Origin of the sequence: Bradyrhizobium paxllaeri (genome assembly GCF_001693515.2) — a bacterium.
Taxonomy (GTDB): Bacteria; Pseudomonadota; Alphaproteobacteria; order Rhizobiales; family Xanthobacteraceae; genus Bradyrhizobium; species Bradyrhizobium paxllaeri.
The window spans coordinates 6,648,407-6,670,738 of sequence record NZ_CP042968.1; the positions used below are offsets into that span (position 1 = coordinate 6,648,407).

Consider the following 22,332-nt stretch of genomic DNA (forward strand, 5'->3'; position numbering starts at 1 on the left):
CCTGCCATAGGTGATGCTTCATGCTGCCCCGAGGGCCTGGATGGGTTCTTTGATCCACGTCAAGTGTCGTGACGATGCCGCTCAGCGAGATAAACTAGATCGGATTACCTTTCAGCCACGCCGCGCCCCGTGCATACAAGGCTTCGACTTCCGGCCCCTTGAGGCCGGGCATGTCGCGCTTGACGGTATAGCCGATGCGGGTCTGCAGATAAGCGAGGTGCCGGTAGCCCTCTGGAAACCGCTCAAGCAACGCCCTATCCAGAACAGGCGCGGCGCCGGGGGTAACGGGGTCCATGCGGTCCTTCTCATAGATCGGCTGGCGCAGCACGATGCCCCACCGCCCTTCCCGCTTTTCGAGGAAGTCGTAGAACCGTCCGGTGCAGAGCACATCGCACAGCACGCCTTCGACCTCGGCGCGCTGCGAGATCGTCATCTTGGTCTGCGAGATCGCCCGGTTTCCGGCGAGATCGACCGAAATGCCGCCGAGGAAGTGCAGGATGCTGACGCCCTTGGCCCAGGCCTGCTTGCTGATTTCGATGAACTCGTCGCCGGTGCCCTGCGTCCAGGTCGCCATCATGCGGCCGTCCGGATGCCAGACGGTGCGGAAACGTTCCCAGTCTCCGGCATCGCGCCAGATCGCCCAGTTCTGCAACAATTCGCGGATCAGGCGATCGTCTTCAATCTCGGCGTGATTTCCGGGCATGCGGAGGTTTCCCTTTAGGACATAGTTTTCAAATGAGTATCAACTGATCGCCCGGCGCCGTCACAACAGCCTGGCGCGGACGAACAGCGCCCGCAGGGCGTTGGTCGCCTGCACGGTCAGCATCGCATTGTCGGCGGCGCGTTGCAGTGCACTGACAGCATCGGCGTGCAGGGCACGGAATTCGATCCATTCGATCGAAGAGAGATTGGTGATGAAGCGATAGGCCTGACCGACCGTGGCGATCGACACCGTCTTGCCGTTCAGATTGATCTTGAAGACCGCTCGCAAGGGCGTATCGGAATCGGCGACATCGCCGGCGACCGAAGTCATGACGGGGATGGTGAACGCCGCGACGCGGTCAGGCCTTCGCGAAGGCTCGGCACGACGACGAGCCGCTTCACCTCGCCGTTCCGGTAGGCCTGCAGGAACCTGTCATAATCCTTGATCGAGACGCAGCCGTTGGAATCGCCGTTGGGCCCGAGCAGGTAGCTGTGTACGAGCAGGCCGTTTCGCCCATGCATTTCGTTTTCGCCCACCGGCGTCATGCGCAGCGCGGCGACGCCATGAAACAGTTTCTCGCGCGGCTTCAGATCGTAGACGTTCGGCGGCGTCGCGCCGACCATGCGCTGGTCGACATGCGCCGGATTGTCCATCAGGCTGCCGAGCCCGGAATGAGCCTCGAGTTTGACGCCATTTGGCAGATACACTGTGCGAGCCGAAATATCGTAGACGGCGGTCTGACCGTCGTAGCCAAGCGCGGCCAGATCCTTGCGCTCGCTGAGCAGCCCGTCTCCCGGCGTCAGCGATGCCAGCGAGAAGCGCATCGGCACCAGGTCGGCGAGCTTCTCGAACATGGTGCGGTTATCAGCCGAGACCGTCGGCGGATCGTTTCTCATGGATTGAAGATTGGCCAGGACCGGCCGGGATCTCGGCAAGGGAATCGCGGCTTCAACTGTTGGCGCAGGCTGCTCGGGCTCGGGCTCGACAACCTGCTCCCGCAATGGTCCGCCCAACTGGTTTTCGATATGCCCGAACTCCGCATCGAAGTCGGAGCGTTGCGGGCGTACGGCAGGACGCGAGGGGTAGTTGATGGCCAGCGAACGGCGCACCGAGGATGGACCGAACCGTTCGTCGAACGAGGTTGTGCTGGGGACATTCGCGGATGCGGGATCGATCCAGCGGGCCCAATCAATATCGGTCACCCAGGCGGCCAGCCCCAAAGCCATAGCGAGCGCCGCGACGCCGAGCGCCGCTTCACGGTACAATCGGGTACGCGGGCGCGAAGCAGGCCCGGCTGCGCTGGTCGTACGTTTACCCATCTACCCCCGGCTCGGCACTTTCGGAATCACGTCTGATTCCTAAAGGATTCACCGAATAAGTCCCACCATAATGCAAACCAAAGTAAGGCATATTCGAGACAAGTGTTTGCCGCCATCATGGCCGGCGCGATCCGCAGGTTCAAGCCTCGGAATGACAAATCGGCCAGCATAAACCAACCCGCGAGCCATGCTCAGGGCCTCAGGACCGGATTGGTATTCGGCACTGGCGCCTGCTCCATTTCAGCGTGCTCCGACAGCTTGTCGGCATGCACCGCGAGCGCTGGCCCGATCCAGATCGGATCGGCCAGATGGTCCCGGCGCGGATTGGTTGTGTTTGGATGGACCAGAACGCTCAATTTGCCATGGTTGAGCATCAGCCAGGGCACCAGTTCGGGAAATATCTCGCGGGCAAAGGCGACCTGGTACATCGCCTGGTCGTGCGGCCCGACCTTGACGTCATGCCAGCGCCCGAGCGTGACCGAGAACCGCTCGCCGATCCAGCTGCGCAGTTGCTCGGCTTCGGCCCGTGTGGCCGCCGGATCGTAATAGATATGGGCGTGATAGCTGGCGATCTCGCCCAGTGGTCGCGGCCCGCCCGCTCCCGGCTCACCCGTCATGGCCTTTGCTCCACGCCATCGCTGCTTTGGACCGGCCGATGATCGCTGCAACCGGGGCCGCGGTCAATGTGCAGGTGTCAGCCCGACCGCTTCTTGCTGCTCTCGTAGACGGTCATGCCGGCGGCGGCGTCGAGGTCGACCTCGGTTGCTTCGGTCAGGCGGGCCATCGTCATGTAGAAGCCGATCGCGAGGATCGATTCGACGATCTCCTGCTCGCTGAAGTGCTGGCGCATCGCAGCAAAGACCGGTGCTGCAACGCGCACGTTCTCGATCACCTCACGGCCGAACGCCAATAGCGCCTTTTCGGCGTCATTAAAGGCGGCGTCCCCGTATTTTCCCTGCTCGATGCAGTCGATCTGCCGTTGCGTGACGCCGACACCGAGCGCGATCGGAACATGCTGCCGCCACTCATATTCGCCATGCTCCCACTGCGCGACTTGAAGGATCAGCAACTCGCGATTGACGTGGCTGAGCTTTTGGCGGTGCAGGATCGAATTGGCGAACCGCATCGCCGGAATGAAATTGGCCTCGGCATGCGCCATCATCCGGAAGATGTTCAGGACAACCGGCATCCTGTCAAAGGACGTCCGTATGTCGCCGCTGGTTGCCGCCGGGTCGATCAGGGGAAGTCTTGCCATCCGCTTATTTCCTTATGTTGCTGTTTTCTTGCTTACTGCCGCCGCTCAAGCGCTAGCCAGCACGATCTTGCCGAAATGCTGGTTGTGCGCCATGCGCTCGAACGCCTCGGACGCATTCTCCAGGGGCAACACCTTGTCGATCGGCAGCCGCAGCGCGCCTTGCGACAGCGCCGGCAAGAGAGCGCGGGTCACCTTTTCATTGATCGCCTCCACCTGCGCCGCGCTACGGGTGCGAAAGGTGACGCCGACATAGGTGATGCGGCGCATCGAATGCAGGTCGAAATTGAACTCGCCGGTTTCACCGGCCATGCGGCCGACATTGACGATGCGGCCGCCAATCCGCGTCGCTGCGAGATTTCCGTTGGTCAGCGGCCCGGCGAGGAGGTCGATCAAGAGGTCCACCCCTTTGCCATCCGTCGCCTCCAGCACCTGAGCTACCCAGTCCGGTGCGCGCGTATCGATGGCGAGATCGGCGCCGAATTCCTTGAGCCGCTCGCGCCGCTGCGGCGATGTGGAGGTGCCGATGACAAGCCCGGCCCTCAGATATTTAGCGATCTGCAGGCCCATCAGGCCGACACCTGAACTCGCGCCCTGTATCAGGACGCTCTGCCCCGCTTCCAGCATGCCATTGGTCGCGATCGCGTCATGCATGGTCTGCAACGCGACCGGCAGGGCGGCGGCCTGCTCGAACGGCAGAGCATCCGGCACGGGATAGATCCGCCGGGCATGCCCGATCGCATATTCGGCGAAGGCGCCGCCGCCGGACGACATCACGCGATCGCCGATGCGCCAGCGCTTTACCTTGCCGCCGGTTTCGACCACCTCGCCGGCCGATTCGAGGCCGAGGGTCATGCCCAGGCCGCCGACCCGACCGTGGGCCGCACCGCGGAGCATCGCGAGATCGGCACGGTTGAGCGAGCCGGCCCTGACCTGAACCAGCACCTCCTCCGGCCCCGGCGACGGCCGAGGAATGTCCTTCAGTACGGGACCGTCGGCACTCGATACGATGGCGCGCATTGCTCAGCGGCCGCCGACTTCGCGGATGGGATCGGATCCGTCCCAACCGGCGGCGACCTTGCGGATATGCTCGAAGAAGCTGCCCTTGCTGCCGCTGATGTCTGAGATTTCCACCACGGTGCCGGGATGGGCCTGCGTATCGAAATAGGCGAAGCGGCCCTTTTCGCCGCCAATCTGGCCTTCATGTCCGACTTTATAGCCAAGCGACAGCGCGCGGTCGTAGAGGGCCTGATAGTCCCGCGTCCAATACGACATGTGCTGCAAGCCTTCGCGGCCGGAGTCGAGAAACTCCTTGTACATCGAGGGTGCGTCGTTGCGCTGCTGGATCAGCTCGATCTGCAGATCGCCGGAATTGGCGAGCGCCACGCTCATCTCCATGGCGGAGTCCTGCCCCCGGTGGCGGAAGTAGTCGGTCTTGACCTTGTCGATGTAATACCAGGGCCCGACGCCCATCACATTGACCCAGTGATCCATGGCGGCGCGGATATCCCGCACGATGTATCCGTTCTGGCAGACCGCGCCGAAGATACGGCTCATTGAAACCTCCCGTTTTGTCCGGCGGTACATCGTTTCCGCCTCTTGGTTCTTCTTGATCCCGCCGTTCAGCCGATCGACCTGCCTCCGTCGATGACGAGTTCGGTGCCAGTGACGTAGCGGCTCTCGTCGCTGGCGAGCCACAAAATGCCATTGGCAATATCCGCAGGCGCCGCCTTGTACCCGAGCGGCACGGCGCGTTCGGTGAACTTGTCCAGCGTCGGGCCGCGCTCCCGCCCGCCATTCGAGCCGTCCTCGACGGTACCGATCAGCGTGTCCCAGATTGCGGTTTCGGTGATGCCGGGATGCAGCGAGTTGACGCGCACACCGTCCTTGGCTGCCGCGCATTCCAGCGCGATGGATTTCGTAAACAGCCGCACGCCGCCCTTGGTCGCGCAATAACCCGAGACGTTCGGCGACGCCTTGATCCCGGCAATCGAGGAAACGTTGATGATGCTGCCGCCGCCGCTCGCCCGCATCAGCGGCAGCGAATGCTTTACGCCGAGGAAGACGCCATCGAGATTGACGGCCACCTGCCGCTTCCAGTCGGCGAACGCCATGTCGACGACGGGGCCCGAGAGGCCGATCCCGGCATTGTTGACGAGGACATCGAGCCTGCCGAACCGCGCCTTGGTCCGGGCGACGACCGACTGCCAGTCTTCCTCGCGCGTCACGTCATGGTGGTAGTATTCGCATTCGCAGCCGCCGGCGCGCAATTCGCGCAGCAGGCCTTCGCCTTTCTCATCCTGCAAATCCGTCGCGGCGATCCTCGCGCCCTCGCGGGCCAGCACCAGCACGGCGGCCCGTCCGATGCCATTGGCAGCGCCGGTGACCAGAACGACTTTCCCTTCGACACGCCGCGTCATGGCTGGGTCCGTCTCCCGTTTTCAGGCCGTTCGGCCGCGTTGTTGCCGTGCGGGGCAACGGCCATCTCGCCGCCCCGTCCTGGAAACGTTTCCATACTTTATCCGTTATCGTCGCGCAATATACTTATTTAAAGCCATAGTACCTTGTATATCGTTCTCAGATTACGTTAGATTTCGGCGTTGCGCGCCTAGCGCCTCAGATCTCCGGATGACCGAGATGTCGCGATGAACAGGGTGCAAGAAGGACCAGTAGCAAAGAGCCGGCGAACGCGGCCCGCACGCGCAACCATTCGCGATGTCGCAGCCCAAGCCGGCGTATCCGTCAGCAGCGTCAGCCGGGTCATGAACGGCGAGCCGCATACCAGCCCGGAATTGCACGCGCGGATCATGCGGGCGGTGAACCGGCTGCGCTTCGAGCCGCATTCGGCGGCGCAGGCGCTGCGCTCGCGCGAGAGCAAGACGATCGGCTGCATGGTCGCCGACCTCTCCAACCCGCTCTACAGCGAAATGATCAACGGCGCGGAGGAAGAACTGCAGCGCGCTGGCTATGTGCTGATGCTCGCAGCGACCCGCCACGAGGAAGACCGCGAGACCGCGTTCGTATCAGCGGTGCGCCGGCGGCGGATGGACGGATTGCTGCTGTTCGCCGGCGACAACGCCCATACGGATTTCACCGGCGCGCTTGCAAATCTGGACCTGCCCTGCGTGGCGATCGATCGCGAAGTGCCCGGCGTCCCCTCGGTGCGTGCGGACCATCGCGGCGGCGGCCTCGAAATCACGCGCTATCTGATCGGCCTCGGCCATCGCCGCATCGCCCTTCTCACCGGACGCGCAGCGCTGCTTCCGAGTTCGGAGCGCCTCGCCGGCTATCGCCAGGCGCACGCCGAAGCCAGGCTCGAGGTCGATCCCGATTTGATCCGGCCGCAGACGCAGGGCTCCAGCATTGCGTTCAGTGACGTCTGCCAGTTGCTGCGTGGCCCGAACCGTCCGACCGCGATCATCACGCTGGGCACGCACATGCTGGCCGGCGTGATGGACGCACTCGCCAGTAGCGGCCTGCGCTATCCCGACGACGTTTCACTGGTGTGCATCGGCGACACCGATCTCGCCCGGCATGCGACGCCGGGGATTTCTGCACTGACCTGGGATCTGGACCAGATGGGCCGGGTCGCCGCCAACATCCTGCTCGACCGTATCAGGGGCGGCGACGAGGCCAAAAAGATTCGGCCGGTTTACCTGCCGACACGGTTCATCCTGCGGCACTCCGGTGCCACGCCTCGCGCGCCCTGACGGCGCGACGATCTCTACATCAGGCGAAAAACGCTGGCGACGAACGACCAAAAAAAACAAAACCCAGGGAGTGAGTAAATGAAGTTACGCGCGATGATGTTGTCGCTGCTTGCGCTCGCGTCAGTGGCCTGTTCGGCCCACGCAGATGACACGGCCAACTATCCCTCCAAGAAGATCAAGATGCTGTTGCCGTTCGGGGCCGGTGGCGGCGGCGACGTGCTCGGACGGCTGCTCGCCGACCGGATGGGCAAACGCCTCGGCCAGACCATCTACGTCGAAAACCGCACCGGCGCCGCCGGCACCATCGGCGCGCAGCAGGCGGCGACCTCTCCGCCCGACGGTTACACCATTACGATCGGTGGCATGACCACCCACGTGCTGGCACCGGCGGTCTACCCCAACCTGCCCTATGATCCGATCAAGGATTTCACTACCATCGGCCGGATCGGAACGTCATCGATCCTGCTCATCGCGGCAAAGGATTTTCCCGCAAGCGATCTGCGCGGGCTGACCGAGCTGTCGAAGAGGGGCGAACCGATCCAGTACGGAAGCTGGGGCGTCGGCTCGACCGGACATTTCTGCGGCGAAATCCTCTCCCAGAAGGCCGGCGTCCGCCTGCAGCACGTCCCGTTCAGCGGCGCCGCCAAGCTCGCGAACGACCTGATGGGCGGGCACATCTCGGTCGGGCTGGTCGACATGGCAACCGGAAAGCCGCTGGTGAAGGACGGCAAGCTGAAGGCGCTGGCGGTATGCGGCGGACGATCGCCGAGCCTGCCGGACGTTGCGAGCTACAAGGAGCAAGGCGTCGATTTCGAACGGAGCCTGTCCTGGGTGATGTATGCGCCGGCGGGTCTTCCCGTTCCGATCGCGCAGAAGATCTCGGCCTCGCTGAAGGAGTCGCTGGCCGAGGCCGACATCGCCGAGAAGCTGCTGGCGCTCGGCATCTCCGCGGATTTCATCGCCGGAGATCAGCAGCGCGACATCAATGCGCGCGACATCGAAGCCTGGAAGAAAGTCGCCAGCGACGCGAAGATCGAAGTCAAGTAGCGGCAAATCGAAAAAAGGAGGGCCGAAACAATCGACCCTCCTCGCCTCATCTATAAATCGCTCAGTTCGTCTTCCCGAACAGCAGCGGCAACTGACGCGGGCCGCGCACGGTCCCTTCCGACCACGTGACCTTGCCGGCCGGATCGAGCCGGAAATCCGGAATCCGCTTCAGCCATTCCTCGATCGCCACCGTCATCTCCATGCGCGCGAGGTTGGAGCCGACGCAGCGGTGAATGCCGAGGCCGAACGCGGCGTGGCGATTTTCCTTGCGGTCGATCATCACCTTGTCGGCATCGGGGAACATCGCGGGATCGCGGTTGGCGGCCGGGAACGACAGCAGCACCATGTTGCCGGACTTGACCGGGCAGCCGCTCACCGTCGTCTCCTTCATCACCTCGCGCGCCATCGTCACCGGCGAATAGGCCCGCAGCAGTTCCTCGACCGCGAGCGGCATCAGTTCCGGCTCCTTGACGAGGCGCTCGCGATCCGCGGGCGTTTTCGCCAGATGCCACAGCGAGGAGCCGATCGCGCTCCAGGTCGTGTCAATGCCCGCGATCAACAACAGCCGCAGCGAACCCAGCACGTGTTCGTCCGCCAGCGGATTGCCATCCTTGTCCCTCGCCTTCATCAGCGTCGAGATCAGGTCGTCGGTTGGATTCTGCTTGCGCTGCTCGAGATGGGCGGCGAAATAACCGGTCATCTCCCTCACCGCCTCCATCAGCGCGTTGTCGTCCTTGATGCCGAGTTCGAGGATTCCGTGAATCCACTTGATGAAGAGATCGCCGTCCTTCTCCGGAATGCCGAGCATATGCGCGATCGCGCGAACCGGAACATGCTTGGTGTAGCGCGCGGCGGCGTCGCATTTGCCGTCGGCAATGAACTCGTCGATCAGCTCGTTGCAGATCGCGCGCACCCGCGGCTCCAGCTTCTTCATCGCGTCCGGCGTGAACGGCGGCAGCAACAATTGCTTGGCCGGCTTGTGCTCGGGCGGATCGGACGTGATCGGCGGCGCCCGCGCGGTGATCTCCGGCCGTATGTCGCGCACGATGACGCGACGCGACGAGAAGTGCTCGGTATCGTAGGCGATTTCCTTCACCGCCTGGTAGGTGGTCGGCATGTAGCAGCCGAGGAAGCGCTCGGTGTGAACGACCGGCGAAGCCGCACGCAGTTGTTCCCAGATCGGAAACGGATTTTCCGTCCAGGTCGGATCGGTGTGATCGAAATCGTTGACCCAGTCGGTGACCGGCGGATGTTCGGGCATGATGCTGGCGGAATCGGACATCGGAGCAATTCCTCTGTTTGGTTCGTTCAGATCGTGGTGGATGAAAGATCTCGCGACCGGATTATTCTTCGGTCACCTCGATGGCAATTTCCGGACAGTTGCTCTGGGCGAGCCAGGCCTTGTCCTCCAGGCCCTCGGGCACGGAGCCGTCGCCGACTTCGTGCGCATTGCCGAATTCGTCGAGGTCGAACAGTTCGGGTGCCAGTGATTTGCAACGCGCGTGTCCCTGACATTTGTCCTGGTCGACGCGGATTTTCAGCTTTCCGGCCATCGCAGCGTTCCCCTCTTTGTGAGGCGCATTTGACTCGCGCCGCTTTCGGCGCGACGGCACAGACCCGCCGGCGCACCGCGAAGTTATATCGTATTACATTCGCGACACCGTTGTGCTGTCAAGTCAAAAGTTATAGATCATGACATTGAATGTCGCCTCGTCCTGCACGCAAAGCACAGAATGCCTATCACCATGGGGATCTCCGTGATGCCCTGGTTCAGGCCGCATTGCATGAGGTCGAACTCGGCGGTCCCGAAGCGATCAGCATCAGCGCGCTTGCCAAGAAACTCGGCGTCTCGCAGCCGGCGCCCTACAAGCATTTTGCCGATCGCGAGACGCTGCTGACAGCCGTCACGGCCGAGGCATTCCGTCAGTTCTCGGCCATGATGCGCGCGGCGATCGAAAAGCCGTCGAAGCAGTCGAAGCTGTCCCGCTTTGCCCAACTCACGCTCGATTTCGGCCTGCGCCGCAACGGCATCTATCGCCTGATGTTCGCTTCGCGAACCATGGCCTGCGCGCCGAAAGGCAGCGAGCTGCACAGTGCCGCGATGGAGACGTTCGAACTGCTGGTGGAAGCGCTGGAGGCACCCGCCGTGGGTCTGTTGCGCGAGCGCAGCGCGCTCAAGCTCTGGGCCTCGCTGCATGGCGTGGTCATGCTCGCGGAACAGGGGTTGCTCACCGGCCAGCTCGCTCACGTCAGCCGGGAAGAGTTGGTCGAGGACATCGTGCAGGAAACCAAGCTCGCGCTGTCGGTTGCGATAGAGGCCTGCGGCAAGACCGACCAATGACAGCCAAGGCTCCGGCATCCGAGGGGCCCGACAACACGGGTCTCCATGGCGACGCCGTCCTCGCGGCATCCCTGCTGTCCGGGATCGTGGCGGCGGCGATGTTTTCGGTCATTCGCAAGTCAAGCAAGCCCTCCCCCGAGCGATGAAGCGTCCGGCGAGGCCATGACGGTCGCGGCGCAAACGTGTCACACTGGCAACGAGATTGCCGCCTGCGTCGTGGGGGCTGCTTGAATTCCGGGCCGGCAGATGATCAGCTTTTCCGGTCATGGGCATCGCCGGTTGAACACGAATCCTGCCAAATCCGCTGCGGATCTCCGTCTGGAGCTTGCACGGCCCTGGTCCGCGAGAAGCGTCGCGTTGGGCCTCTTGGCTTCGCTATGCTTTTTCGGCGCGGCATTTGGAAAGGACGACGACGACGATGAAGAGGATGCGGCCAAGGCAAAGCCGACCCTGCCGAACGTCTATCTCGATATGAGAACGATCTACTCGACGCTGCCTGCCGGCACGCTCTCGATCGGATTCAGCGCGCCACCATTGCTGTCGACGCTGGCCAATCTTTCCTCGCTTCGCACAGCCACCTTCCCGTCGAGCCAAAGCCTTTCGGTCGATCTGCCGTTGACGGTCGATGTCAACGAGCGGCTCTCGGTCTATGGCGGCATCAGCGGAGCCACTTCGCAGGCGGGTACCGATCCCTGGACGAAATTTTCGATCTACGCCTTTACCGTCGGATTTCAGGCTGACATCTATCAGCAGAACGGTGGCATGTTTCCGACAATCACCATCCAATCCAATGCCACGCGGTCGACTTCGACGACGCCGCTGGCGACGACGGCCTACAACACCATCCTCGAGGCGAACTACGCGCTGGATGCGGACGAAACGCGCGGGCTGCTCGCCGGCGCGCAATACACCCGGGTTCTGGTCGATACCCCGCTCGCCCGCGTCAGTCCCGATATCATGGGCTATGTCGGCGGCTACTATCAGTGGGACAACAACTGGAAATTCACCGGCCGCGTCGGCGTGCAATCCTTCGGCGGCGCGCAGCTTCTGAACCTGACGCCGTTTCCCGCGTTCACGCAGCCGATTCTGCGGCTCGACCTCGACCGCATGGACGACGACGATAACAGGTTGTTCGGCATCACCGCGCAGATCGCATGGACGCCGAAGCCCTCCTATCAGCTAACACTGCGAACGCCGCTTTATGCGATCAAGAACTAGTGGCGCCTGGGAGCTGACCCTAGGCCGGATGCGGGTCGCGCACGGCCGCACCGCGCAGCAACTTCCCAATCTCCGGCTTGCAGGCGCCGCAATTGGTGCCGGCCTTCAGACGCCGGCCGACGTCGTCGACGCTGGCCGCGCCTTTCTGGATCTCGGCCGAGATCTGATGCTGCCCCACGCCGAAACATGAGCAGACGATCGGACCGACGTCCTGACCGGCGTCCAGCGGCTGTCCCGTCAGCAGCGACATCCGCGCACTCGCTGACAATGCCTGTTCCGCAAACAGGCCGGTCAGCCACGACCGCGAGACCAGTCTGTGATCGGGTGCGATGAACACGCAACCCTCCAGCCGGCCGTCGCGAACGGCGGCGTAGCGGAAGCGTCCGGCCTTCGGATCGCGATAGGCGATCCATTCGATGTCGTGTCCGACACGGAGCTGCGCCCGCGCCCAGTCGCGCCAGCTTTCCGGCCGCTCGTCGAAGGCAAGCTCCATCCGCCAGCACGTCCCTGAGAGGCCGCCGACCCAGTAACCCGCGGCCGGACGCTCGATCTCCCGGCGGCTGAGGATGAAGACATGCCATTTCGGCAAGTAAGCCGCCGCCTTCATCGGCGTGTGCTTGGATTCAGGCTGCCCGGAGATCGGGTCGGTCGCGGGATTGACCAGCGCGTTGACCCGGCCTTCGCCGGCATACTCGCCATTCCAGTGCATCGGCACGAACACGCAGCCGCGCCGCTGCTCGGCGGTGACAACGACGCGCGCCACCATCTCGCCCCACGGACTCGCCAGCCGCGCGAGCCCGCCGTTCTCGACGCCGGCCGCGCGCGCATCGTCGGGATGGAATTCGGCATAGGGCTCGAAAATATGCGCCAGCAACCGCGGCGATTTCGCGGTTCGCGTCATGGTGTGCCACTGATCGCGGACCCGCCCGGTATTGAGCACCAGCGGATAGTCGCGGCTGGTCGCGTTGACGGCAGCGCGCGGCGTTACCGGCACGAAACGGGCCTTGCGATCGGCGGTGAAGAATTCGCGCGTCTCGAACATTCGCGGCGTGCCGGTCGGATATTCCCGCGTCACCGGCCACTGGATCGGGGTCAGCGCATCGTAGGCCCGATCGTCGAGCGTATTCAATGCGGACAGGTCAAAATCGCGTGTCCCGTCATTCTCGAAACTGGAAAGTCTTGCGTGCTCGCGGAAGATCTCGGCGACGCTTGAATAGTCGAATCCCGAAAAACCCATGCGCCGCGCAACGTCGCAGACGGTCCGCCAATCCGCCCGTGCGGCGCCGGGCGCCGGCAGGAACGGCCGCTGCCGCGAGATGCGGCGTTCGGAGTTGGTGACGGTGCCGTCCTTTTCGCCCCAGGTCAGCGCGGGCAGCAACACATGGGCATGACGCGTGGTGTCGGTGTGCCGCATGCAATCGGAAACGACGACGAGTTCGCATGCGTCGAGCGCGCGGCGCGCGCGATCGGCATCCGGCAGGCTGACCAGCGGATTGGTCGACATGATCCAGACCGCCTTGATGCGACGCTCGACGATCGCCTCGAACATGTCGATCGCCTTGAGGCCCTGCTTGTCCGCGATCACAGGCGACTGCCAGAATCGCTGAACGAGGTCGCGATGCGTCGCGTTCTCGATCTCCATATGGGCGGCAAGCTGATTGGCCAGCCCACCGACTTCCCGGCCGCCCATCGCATTGGGCTGTCCGGTCAGCGAGAACGGGCCCATGCCGGGACGCCCGATGCGGCCGGTCAATAAATGGCAGTTGATGATCGCATTGACCTTGTCGACGCCGCTGCTCGACTGGTTGATGCCCTGCGAATAGAGCGTGACGACCCGTTCGGTCTTGGCGAACCAGTCGAAGAACAGCGCCACGGCGCCTTCGGAGAGGCCGCAGATGTCGGCGGTTTGCGCGACCGTCTGTCCCGCAACCTGCCGCAGCGCGGCTTCAGCGCCGGTGGTGAATCCCTCCACGAACGCGCCGTCGATGGCACCGCGCGACGCAAGATGCGCGAGCAATCCGTTGAACAGCACCGAATCGCTGCCCGAGCGAAGCGGCAGGTGCAGATCGGCGCCGTCGCATGTGGCGGTCCGGCGCGGGTCGATGACAACGATGCGGCAAGCGGGATTAGCCGCCTTCGCGGCGACCATGCGCTGGTAGAGGATCGGATGGCACCAGGCGGCGTTGGAGCCGACGAGGACCAGGAGATCGGCGGCTTCGAGATCCTCGTAGCAGCCCGGGACGGTGTCGCTGCCGAACGCGCGCTTGTGACCCACCACGCTCGAGGCCATGCATAGCCGCGAATTGGTGTCGATATTGGCGGTGCCGATAAAGCCCTTGGCGAGCTTGTTGACGACGTAATAGTCCTCGGTGAGGATCTGGCCGGAGACGTAGAAGGCCACCGCATCAGGTCCATGCTCGCGGACGATTCTGCCAAATCCGTCCGCGACGTGATCGAGCGCCGTGTCCCAGTCCGTCTCCTGCCCCTTGACCATGGGCGAGAGCAGCCGGCCCTCAAGGCTGATGGTCTCGGCGAGCGCCGAGCCTTTCCCGCACAGCCGGCCGAAATTGGCGGGATGAAGCGGATCGCCACGGACAGTCACGCCACCCGCGGCATCCCTGTCAGCGACAACGCCGCAGCCGACCCCGCAATACGGACAGGTTGTCTTCACCGGCACGGGCGATCACCCTCACTCGGCAGGCACGGCCACCGCCGTCTGGACGCTAAGCCAGACGACGCCATTCTCCACCTTGGTCGGATGCGCGCGCGTGCATCCTTCATCGGGCGCGACCGCCGTGCCGCTCTTCAGTTCGATGACGAAATTGTGCAGCGGACAGGTGACGCGCTTGTTATGGACGATGCCCTGCGACAACGGTCCGCCCTTGTGCGGACAGCGGTCGTCGAGCGCAAACACCTCGTCATCGCTGGTCCGGAATACCGCGATGTCTCCGGAGGCCGTCCGCACCACACGCGAGCCGAGAACGGGAATATCGTTCAGCGTCCCGATTTCGATCCATTTGGTCATGCGAGTTCCAGCTCCGCCAGCGGGGTGAATTCGTTACGATCGACGCCGCGCTGGGCGCGCGCCGCCCAGGGATCGCTCTGCGAGAATTGCTGCGAATGGGCGAAGCGGCTGAACAGCGCCTTGCGATTGGCGACGTCGTCGACCACCTGCTTGCGGATCGCGTCGAGACCGATCCGGTCGCACCACTTGTACATGCGCTCCAGATACCAGCCCTGCTCGCGATAGAGCTGCGTCAGGGCAGCGATGATCTCGAGCGTCTCTTCCTCCGTCGCGACCTTGGTCAGGAACTCGGTGCCCTTGATGTGCAGGCCGGCAGCACCGGCGAAGTGAATCTCGTAGCCGGAATCGACGCAGACGACGCCGACGTCCTTGCAGGTCGCCTCCGCGCAGTTGCGCGGACAACCTGATACCGCAAGCTTCACCTTGGCCGGCGTCCACGAGCCCCACATGAACTTTTCGAGCTTGACGCCGAGGCCGGTCGAATCCTGCGTGCCGAACCGGCACCATTCCGAACCGACGCAGGTCTTCACCGTGCGCAATCCCTTGGCATAGGCGTGACCCGACACCATGCCGGCAGCATTGAGGTCGGCCCAGACCGCAGGCAGATCCTCCTTCTTGACGCCGAGGAGATCGATGCGCTGCCCGCCGGTCACCTTGACGGTCGGAATATTGAACTTGTCCGCAACGTCGGCGATGGCGCGCAGTTCGTCCGGCGTCGTGACGCCGCCCCACATCCGCGGCACGACCGAATAGGTTCCATCCTTCTGGATGTTGGCGTGAACGCGCTCGTTGATGTAGCGCGACTGCTGATCGTCGCGATATTCGCCGGGCCAGGTCGCGAGCAGATAATAGTTCAGCGCCGGCCGGCAGGAGTGGCATCCGTTCGCCGTCTTCCAGTCCATGAACTTCATGACGTCGGGAATGGTCTTCAATCCATTCTCGACGATGACGCGGCGCGCGTCGTCATGGCTGTGATCGGTGCAGGCACACATCGGCTTGACCTTCGGCGCCGCCGAATAGTCGCCGCCGAGCGTGAAAGCCAGAACCTGCTCGACAAGACCGGTGCACGAGCCGCACGACGACGATGCCTTGGTGTGGGCCCGCACGTCGTCGATCGTGAACAGCTTCTTTTCGCTGATCGCCTTGACGATGGTGCCCTTGCAGACGCCGTTGCATCCGCAGATTTCCGTGTCGTCGCTCATGGCGGCGACCGAGTTGTTGCCGCTGTGGCCGCCGTCGCCGAGATTGGCGGCGCCGAACACCAGCCGCTCGCGCATGTGCGAAACGTCGGTACCGTCGCGCAAGTGCTGGAAGTACCAGGGGCCGTCGATGGTATCGCCGTAGAGCACGGCGCCGACGATCTTCTTGTCGCGCAGGATGATCCGCTTGTAGACGCCGCGGGAGGCGTCCTGCATCACGATCTCTTCCTTGTCCGCGCCCGGTGCGAAGTCGCCGGCGGAGAACAGGTCGATTCCGGTTACCTTCAGCTTGGTCGAAACCACCGAACCGTCATACGTGGCAAAACCCTTCATGGCGAGATGGTTGGCGCAGACCTTGGCCTGGTCGAACAAGGGAGCGACGAGACCGTAGGTCTGGCGCCGATGCTGGACACATTCGCCGACAGCATAGATTCGCCCGTCATAGGTCTGCATGGTGTCGGAGACGACGATGCCGCGCTCGCAATGCAGGCCCGCCTTGCGCGCCAGCTCGAAATTGGGGCGGATGCCGACCGCCATCACGACCAGGTCGGCCGGGAGCTCCTCGCCGTCGGCAAAGCGCACGCCGGTCACGCGATCGGTGCCGAGGATCGCCTCGGTCTGCGCCGGCATCTTGAACACCATGCCGCGCTCTTCGAGCGACTTGCGCAGCAATCCGCCGGCGACCTGATCGAGCTGACGTTCCATCAACGTGTCGAGCAGATGCACGACGGTGACGGTCATGCCGCGCTTCATCAGGCCGTTGGCCGCTTCAAGGCCGAGCAAGCCACCGCCGATCACCACCGCATTCTTGTAGCTCGTCGACGCCTGCACCATATGCTCGACGTCCTGGATGTCGCGAAAGCCGATGACACCAGGAAGATCCTTGCCGGGAAGCGGCAGCATGATCGGGTTTGAGCCCGTAGCGATCAGCAGGCGGTCGTAAGGCACCCGCGCGCCCTCTTTCGTCACGACCTCGCAGGTGCGCCGATCGATCATCTCGATCATTTCGCCCTTGCGCAGCGTGATGCCGTTATCGTCGTACCACTGCTCCGTGTTGAGCATGATGTCGTCGACGGTCTTCTCGCCGGCAAGCACGGGCGACAGCAGAATGCGGTTGTAGTTGCCGTATGGTTCGGAGCCGAACACGGTGATGTCATAGAGATCGGGCGCGCGGTCCAGCAGCAATTCCACCGTGCGGATGCCGGCCATGCCGTTGCCGATCACCACCAACTTTGGCTTGTTCACTTTATTGAGCATGCTCTGCCTTCTGATCCAGGTTCCGACGGCCTCGCTCGACTGCGCAACTCTGCATCGTCGATCGGCGAAATTATTGATGATTGAGGAGCGCCCATCGGCGGGCAGAGCGATCGTCGACTATGACGATCGAAATCTCACGTATTCAAGAGACGTGCCAACGCCGAACCCGTAGCTTTTCGGGCACAACGCGTGGCTTCAGCCGATGAAACGGTAATTGAACGCCTTTTAGGGTGCACAAATGCCCAAAAAATCACCCACCCGGGCTATCCATTGTGCACAACGCGAATGCGCCGCTGCGAAGGAGCGGCAAGGTGGCCGCGGAGACGGCACGACACGGGCAAGCCGGTTTTTGGAGACGCTTTTCCGTTAATATTTCGCACAGCATAATAAAACACCACTCTGCACGTTCGGGCGGCTGGTTTTGCCGACAAACGTAGCAGCGGCCGCATTCCCGGCAGTTTGTCCGCGCCCGGCAAGGCTCTGCAAATACACGCAAACTGACGCGCCGGTTTTTCTGGCACACGAATTGCTGACGATAGAAGCGAGAGTGCGCCTCAACGACGAGACGACTCGCTTCCCAACATTCCGTCCCTTGTGCCGAGACCACCGCGCCGCGCGGTGTCGCGCGCCAATGTTCGAGGCTGCTCGATGAAGTTTGCTGAATTCAAGAAGGCCGGCCATTGGCCCACGCTGCTCGCCGCCTTCCTCTATTTCGACATAAGCTTCATGGCTTGGGTCGCGCTTGGTCCATTGATCGTCTACATCGCGCACGACATGAACCTTGCCGTCGACGAGAAGTTCACCCTCGTCGCTATCCCGGTGCTGGCCGGTGCGCTGCTGCGGGTTCCGATGGGCTTGCTCGCCGATCTCATCGGAGCCAAGCGAACCGGAATCATCGCGCAGATCGTCGTCATCCTTGCAACGGCCTGGGTTTGGTATTTCGGCCTTAACAGCAAACTCGCGATCGAGGTGTTCGGTCTCGCGCTCGGCATCGGCGGCGCGTCATTCGCAGTGGCGCTGCCGCAGGCGAGCCGCTGGTATCCGCCGCAATATCAGGGCGTGGTGATGGGAATCGCCGGCGCCGGCAATATGGGCGTCGTGCTCGACACGCTGTTCGCGCCGTCGATCGCCGAACATTGGGGCTGGCAGGCCGTGTTCGGCGTGCTGCTGGTTCCGATGCTGCTGATCCTCGCCTATTACGTCTTCGCCGCCAAGGATGCGCCTGGCGAGCGCAAGCCAATTTCGCTGAAGGCCTATGGCGCCCTGCTGCGCGATCCCGACAGCCGCTGGTTCATGTTCTTCTACTTCATCACCTTCGGCGGTTTCGTCGGGCTGGCCAACGCGCTGCCGCTGTACTTCACCGTGCAGTATCATGTGTCCGGCGTTGCGGCGGGCCTGCTGGTGGGCTTGATCGTCGCTTTCGGCTCAGGTTTCCGTCCCGTCGGCGGACTGATCGCCGATCGCATCGGCGGCATTCGCTCCTTGTCGATCCTGTTTGGCGTCGTCGTCGCCGCGTATCTCATCATCGCCTTCATGCCGGAGGGGCCGGCCGCACCGACGTCGACCGGCTGGGCCTTCACGCAGATGCCGCGCATTGCCTGGATCTCCGTGCTGCTGTTCTCCATCGGTGTCCTTGCGCTCGGCATGGGAAATGGCGCGGTGTTCCAGCTCATTCCGCTTCGCTTCCGTCACGAGATCGGCCTGATGACCGGCCTGGTCGGCTGCGCCGGCGGCATCGGCGGCTTCTTCCTGGCCAAGGCGCTCGGCATCGCCAAGGGAATGACCGGCGGATTCGGCGCGGGCTTCCTGTTTTTCGGCCTGCTGGCATTGCTTGGTTTCCTCGGACTTGCCATGGTCAAGGTCCGCTGGCGCACCACATGGGGCGCCGCATCGGGAGCGCGGGTCTGACCACGCGCGCTACCATAGCGTTTTCGAGCGAAGTGCTTACCGGTTCGCGTGAAGAAAACGCGTCGATAGTAAAGGCTTGACAGGCCGCGCGGGTGACGATCGGTTCGCAACGAAATCTCGGGGTTCGCGTCGGCTTCGTCAGCGAGACCGGCAAGCGGTCCGCCAATGAGGATTACGTCGGGACGTGTCTCGGCCGGTCCGGCGTAAGCAATCGCGACATCGTCGCCGCGGTTGCCGACGGCGTCGGCGGACACAAGGGCGGGCGCGAAGCTGCCGAGCTCGCGGTGCGTTGTTTCATCGACGCTTATTATTCGCTCCCGGAAACACTCGGCGTGCGCCGCCGGGCGTCGCGTTCGCTGGAAGCCGCCAATAGCTGGATCTACACGCAAGGCCGCACCGATCCCCAGCTCAGCGGCATGAGTTGCGCCTTCTCCTCAATCATCCTGTCGCGGCGGCTTTGCCACATCATTCACATCGGCGACACCCGCGCCTACCGCCTGAGCGAGGGACGCCTGGAGCGGCTGACCACGGACCACATCGCCGGACGCGGCGATCTCGCGCACCTGCTCAACCGCGCCATCGGCTTCGAGGATTTTGCCCGCTTCGACTACGCCACCGTCGGGCTGCGCCAGCACGACCGGCTCTTGATCTGCAGCGACGGTGTTCATGGCGTGCTGGCCGATCACCGCCTGCAAGTATTGTTGAGCGAGCGCACCTCGCCGGAGGAATCCGCCCGCGCACTGGTCGATGCCGCGCTCGATGCCGGCTCGACCGACAACATGACCGCGCTGGTGCTCGACGTCGTCGACCTGCCGCCTGCCGACCGCGACGAGCTCACCCATTCGATCGCGACGCTGCCAATTCTGGATCTGCCCGAAACCGGTGACGTCGTCGACGATTTCACGCTCGGCGAAATATTGTCTGACGGACGCTACAGCCGGCTGTTCAAGGCGATCGACAAGCGGCAGGGCCGCGAACTCGTGCTGAAGTTTCCGCATCCGCGCGTAGCGAGTGAGGGCTCCTATCGCCTCGCTTTCGTCCGCGAGGCGTGGGTCGCGGCGCGCGTGCGCAGCCTGTGGATCGGCGAGATCATCGAACTGCCCGCCGAGCGGCAGACCCGTCTCTATTCGGTGATGCCGCTTTACGAAGGCGAGACGCTGGAACAGCGGCTCAACCGCTCGCCGCAGCTTTCGCTGGCCGAAGGCATCGGCATCGCGACCAAGCTGGCGCGCGCGGTGGCGACCCTGCATCGGGCCGGCATCATCCACCGCGACATCAAGCCCGACAACGTGATCCTGCTGAAGGCCGGCGGATTGCGGCTGGTCGATCTCGGCGTTGCACGCGTGCCGCTGCTGGAGGATTTTCCGGCCGAGGATATTCCGGGCACGGCAAGCTACATGGCCCCGGAGCTGTTCGGCGGCCGGCCCGGCGACGAGTTTTCCGATCTGTATGCACTCGGCGTCACCGTGTACCGGATGTTCACCGCGGCTTACCCGTATGGCGAGATCGAACCATTCTCGCGGCCCCGCTTCGGCAAGCCCTCCTCCCTCTCGCGCTATCGTCCCGATCTGCCGGCCTGGCTGGATGCTGTGGTCGGCAAGGCGCTCAACGTCGATCCGGTGCAGCGCTATGGCGACGTCATCGAATTCTCGCATGAGCTCGAAAACGGCGCGATGTGGGCAAAGCCCGCCGCCACGTCGCGGCGCTCACTCTACGAGCGCGATCCGCTGATGTTCTGGAAGAGCCTGTCCGCAGGACTGGTCGTGCTCGTCATCCTGCTTCTCGCATGGATCGTAAAAAACTAGCCCGACATTCCCTGGGGAATGTCGGGCTATATCACGTGAGCGACGCAAGCCAGGCTCGCTTCGCGTTTCGGTTCACACCCCGGTCTGGGTGATGAACTTGGTGTTGAAATAGCCTTCCATCGCCTCGGTGCCGCCTTCCGAGCCATAGCCGGAATCCTTGACGCCGCCGAACGGCACTTCGGGCAGCGCGAGGCCAAAGCTGTTGATCGAAACCATGCCGGCTTCGATAGCCGCACCGATCGCGGTCGCCGTCTTGGTCGAGCTGGTGAAGGCGTAGGACGCCAGACCGAACGGCAGACGGTTGGCTTCCTCGGCCACCTCGTCGAAGGTCGAGAAGCGGGAGATCAAGGCCAGCGGCCCGAACGGCTCCTCGTTCATGGCGCGCGCATCCTTCGGCACGTCGCTGACCACCGTCGGCTCGAAGAAGTAGCCCTTGTTGCCGACGCGGTGACCGCCGGTCTCGAGCTTGGCACCCTTGCCGACGGCATCCTGCACCATGCCCTCGATGGCGGTGACGCGGCGCGGATTGGCTAGCGAGCCCATCTTCGAGTCGGGATCGAGGCCGTTGCCGACCTTCATCGACTTGGCGCCTTCGACGAACTTGTCGACGAATTCACGGAACACATCGTCCTGCACCAGCATGCGGGTCGGCGAGATGCAGACCTGGCCGGCGTTGCGGTACTTCGCCGCCGCGAGAATCTTCGCCGCCGACGAGACGTCCGCGTCCTTGAACACGATCGCCGGCGCATGGCCGCCGAGCTCCATGGTAGCGCGCTTCATGTGCAGGCCCGCCAGTGCGGAGAGTTGTTTGCCGATGACGGTCGACCCGGTGAAGGAGATCTTGCGGATCACCGGATGCGGAATGAGATATTCCGAAATCTCCGACGGCACGCCGTAGACCAGGTTGACCACACCATCAGGCACGCCCGCATCGACGAACGCCTTGATCAGTTGCGCCGGAGCCGCCGGGGTTTCCTCGGGCGCCTTCACGATGATCGAGCAGCCGGCCGCGAGACCCGCGGAGAGTTTGCGGACGACCTGGTTGATCGGGAAATTCCACGGCGTGAAGGCGGCAACCGGGCCGACCGGCTCCTTGACCGCGATCTGGTAGACGCCGGGGCCGCGGGCCGGGATCACTCTTCCATAGGCGCGCTTGGCTTCCTCGGCGAACCACTCGATGATGTCGGCCGACAGCATCGCTTCGATCTTCGCTTCCGCCAGCGTCTTGCCCTGCTCCATCGTCAACAGCGGCGCGATTTCCTCGTTGCGCTCGCGCATGATCGCGGCCGCCTTGCGCATGATCCGGCAGCGGTCGAACGGCGCCACCGCCCGCCAGGCCTTGAAACCCTTGGCGGCCGCTTCCAGCGCTTCGTCGAGATCGGCGCGGTCGGCATGCGCGACGGTGCCGATGGTTTCCTCTGTCGCCGGGTTGAGAACGGCGATGGTCCTGCCCGACTGGCTCGGACGCCACTTGCCGTTGATGAAGAGCTGGGTATTCGAATATGCCACGAGACTTTCTCCCTGTCTTATTGTGGGCCGCCGAACGGC

At 63.5% G+C, this 22,332-nt stretch carries 20 protein-coding genes; 6 read left to right on the top strand and 14 right to left on the bottom strand.

Features of this window, described 5'->3' with window-relative positions:
• Positions 1–94: 94 nt before the first annotated feature.
• The 8 genes from LMTR21_RS31720 to LMTR21_RS31755 all read right to left on the bottom strand — a co-directional run bounded on the left by LMTR21_RS31720 (position 95) and on the right by LMTR21_RS31755 (position 5,694).
• Entirely contained in the window at positions 95–703 is a 609-nt protein-coding gene (locus LMTR21_RS31720) for a nuclear transport factor 2 family protein (RefSeq protein ID WP_065753296.1), read from the bottom strand.
• 60 nt (positions 704–763) lie between these two features.
• Positions 764–1,033, bottom strand: coding sequence for a hypothetical protein (locus LMTR21_RS31725; RefSeq protein ID WP_065753297.1), 270 nt, complete (start codon positions 1,031–1,033; stop codon positions 764–766).
• Entirely contained in the window at positions 1,030–2,022 is a 993-nt protein-coding gene (locus LMTR21_RS31730; protein ID WP_084030631.1) for a DUF2778 domain-containing protein, read from the bottom strand. The genes LMTR21_RS31725 and LMTR21_RS31730 overlap by 4 nt, the downstream gene beginning before the upstream one ends.
• Before the next feature lie 191 nt (positions 2,023–2,213).
• Positions 2,214–2,639: a DOPA 4,5-dioxygenase family protein gene (locus LMTR21_RS31735; RefSeq protein WP_065753298.1), complete on the bottom strand. Its 426-nt coding sequence runs from the start codon at positions 2,637–2,639 to the stop codon at positions 2,214–2,216.
• A gap of 77 nt (positions 2,640–2,716) precedes the next feature.
• Complete coding sequence (locus tag LMTR21_RS31740; RefSeq protein ID WP_065753299.1) at positions 2,717–3,277, bottom strand: carboxymuconolactone decarboxylase family protein; 561 nt, start codon at positions 3,275–3,277, stop codon at positions 2,717–2,719.
• A 45-nt stretch (positions 3,278–3,322) separates the two neighbouring features.
• Positions 3,323–4,294 carry a zinc-binding dehydrogenase gene (locus LMTR21_RS31745; protein ID WP_065753300.1) on the bottom strand — a complete coding sequence of 324 codons (972 nt, stop codon included), beginning with the start codon at positions 4,292–4,294 and terminating at the stop codon, positions 3,323–3,325.
• A gap of 3 nt (positions 4,295–4,297) precedes the next feature.
• Complete coding sequence (locus LMTR21_RS31750; protein WP_065753301.1) at positions 4,298–4,831, bottom strand: VOC family protein; 534 nt, start codon at positions 4,829–4,831, stop codon at positions 4,298–4,300.
• Between the two features lie 65 nt (positions 4,832–4,896).
• Positions 4,897–5,694, bottom strand: coding sequence for an SDR family NAD(P)-dependent oxidoreductase (locus tag LMTR21_RS31755; RefSeq protein WP_065753302.1), 798 nt, complete (start codon positions 5,692–5,694; stop codon positions 4,897–4,899).
• 225 nt (positions 5,695–5,919) lie between these two features.
• Here LMTR21_RS31755 and LMTR21_RS31760 point away from each other — a divergent pair, with 225 nt between their 5' ends.
• On the top strand, positions 5,920–6,984 hold the full coding sequence (locus tag LMTR21_RS31760) for a LacI family DNA-binding transcriptional regulator (protein ID WP_065753303.1): 1,065 nt from the start codon (positions 5,920–5,922) through the stop codon (positions 6,982–6,984).
• 78 nt (positions 6,985–7,062) lie between these two features.
• Positions 7,063–8,031, top strand: coding sequence for a Bug family tripartite tricarboxylate transporter substrate binding protein (locus LMTR21_RS31765; protein ID WP_065753304.1), 969 nt, complete (start codon positions 7,063–7,065; stop codon positions 8,029–8,031).
• Between the two features lie 61 nt (positions 8,032–8,092).
• Here LMTR21_RS31765 and LMTR21_RS31770 read toward each other — a convergent pair whose 3' ends face one another.
• Together LMTR21_RS31770 and LMTR21_RS31775 are read right to left on the bottom strand one after the other, a co-directional pair.
• Positions 8,093–9,313: a cytochrome P450 gene (locus LMTR21_RS31770; RefSeq protein WP_065753305.1), complete on the bottom strand. Its 1,221-nt coding sequence runs from the start codon at positions 9,311–9,313 to the stop codon at positions 8,093–8,095.
• Positions 9,314–9,374: 61 nt separating this feature from the next.
• Positions 9,375–9,584 (bottom strand): ferredoxin, encoded by a 210-nt coding sequence (locus tag LMTR21_RS31775; protein WP_065753306.1) that lies wholly within the window; start codon positions 9,582–9,584, stop codon positions 9,375–9,377.
• Positions 9,585–9,733: 149 nt separating this feature from the next.
• On the opposite strand from LMTR21_RS31775, the gene LMTR21_RS31780 reads away from it, so the two are divergent.
• Positions 9,734–10,372: a TetR/AcrR family transcriptional regulator gene (locus LMTR21_RS31780; RefSeq protein ID WP_065753307.1), complete on the top strand. Its 639-nt coding sequence runs from the start codon at positions 9,734–9,736 to the stop codon at positions 10,370–10,372.
• 357 nt (positions 10,373–10,729) lie between these two features.
• Positions 10,730–11,590: a hypothetical protein gene (locus tag LMTR21_RS31785; RefSeq protein ID WP_187399247.1), complete on the top strand. Its 861-nt coding sequence runs from the start codon at positions 10,730–10,732 to the stop codon at positions 11,588–11,590.
• Positions 11,591–11,609: 19 nt separating this feature from the next.
• Here the strand turns inward: LMTR21_RS31785 and LMTR21_RS31790 are convergent, their stop codons facing one another.
• Genes LMTR21_RS31790 through nirB form a run of 3 tightly spaced genes read right to left on the bottom strand, consistent with a single transcriptional unit; the run spans position 11,610 to position 17,071 of the window.
• Complete coding sequence (locus tag LMTR21_RS31790) at positions 11,610–14,267, bottom strand: nitrate reductase (RefSeq protein WP_065753308.1); 2,658 nt, start codon at positions 14,265–14,267, stop codon at positions 11,610–11,612.
• Positions 14,268–14,279: 12 nt separating this feature from the next.
• The gene (gene nirD, locus LMTR21_RS31795) at positions 14,280–14,615 is read right to left on the bottom strand and encodes a nitrite reductase small subunit NirD (protein ID WP_057836001.1); all 336 of its coding nucleotides are present in this window, start codon (positions 14,613–14,615) and stop codon (positions 14,280–14,282) included.
• On the bottom strand, positions 14,612–17,071 hold the full coding sequence (nirB, locus tag LMTR21_RS31800) for a nitrite reductase large subunit NirB (RefSeq protein WP_065753309.1): 2,460 nt from the start codon (positions 17,069–17,071) through the stop codon (positions 14,612–14,614). The genes nirD and nirB overlap by 4 nt, the downstream gene beginning before the upstream one ends.
• Before the next feature lie 648 nt (positions 17,072–17,719).
• Between nirB and LMTR21_RS31805 the strand changes: the two genes are divergently transcribed.
• Positions 17,720–18,979, top strand: a complete 1,260-nt coding sequence (locus LMTR21_RS31805) for a nitrate/nitrite transporter (protein ID WP_065753310.1) — start codon at positions 17,720–17,722, stop codon at positions 18,977–18,979.
• A 92-nt stretch (positions 18,980–19,071) separates the two neighbouring features.
• Positions 19,072–20,784 (top strand): bifunctional protein-serine/threonine kinase/phosphatase, encoded by a 1,713-nt coding sequence (locus LMTR21_RS31810; protein ID WP_065753311.1) that lies wholly within the window; start codon positions 19,072–19,074, stop codon positions 20,782–20,784.
• 72 nt (positions 20,785–20,856) lie between these two features.
• Here the strand turns inward: LMTR21_RS31810 and LMTR21_RS31815 are convergent, their stop codons facing one another.
• Entirely contained in the window at positions 20,857–22,293 is a 1,437-nt protein-coding gene (locus LMTR21_RS31815) for an NAD-dependent succinate-semialdehyde dehydrogenase (RefSeq protein WP_065753312.1), read from the bottom strand.
• Between the last annotated feature and the right edge of the window lie 39 nt (positions 22,294–22,332).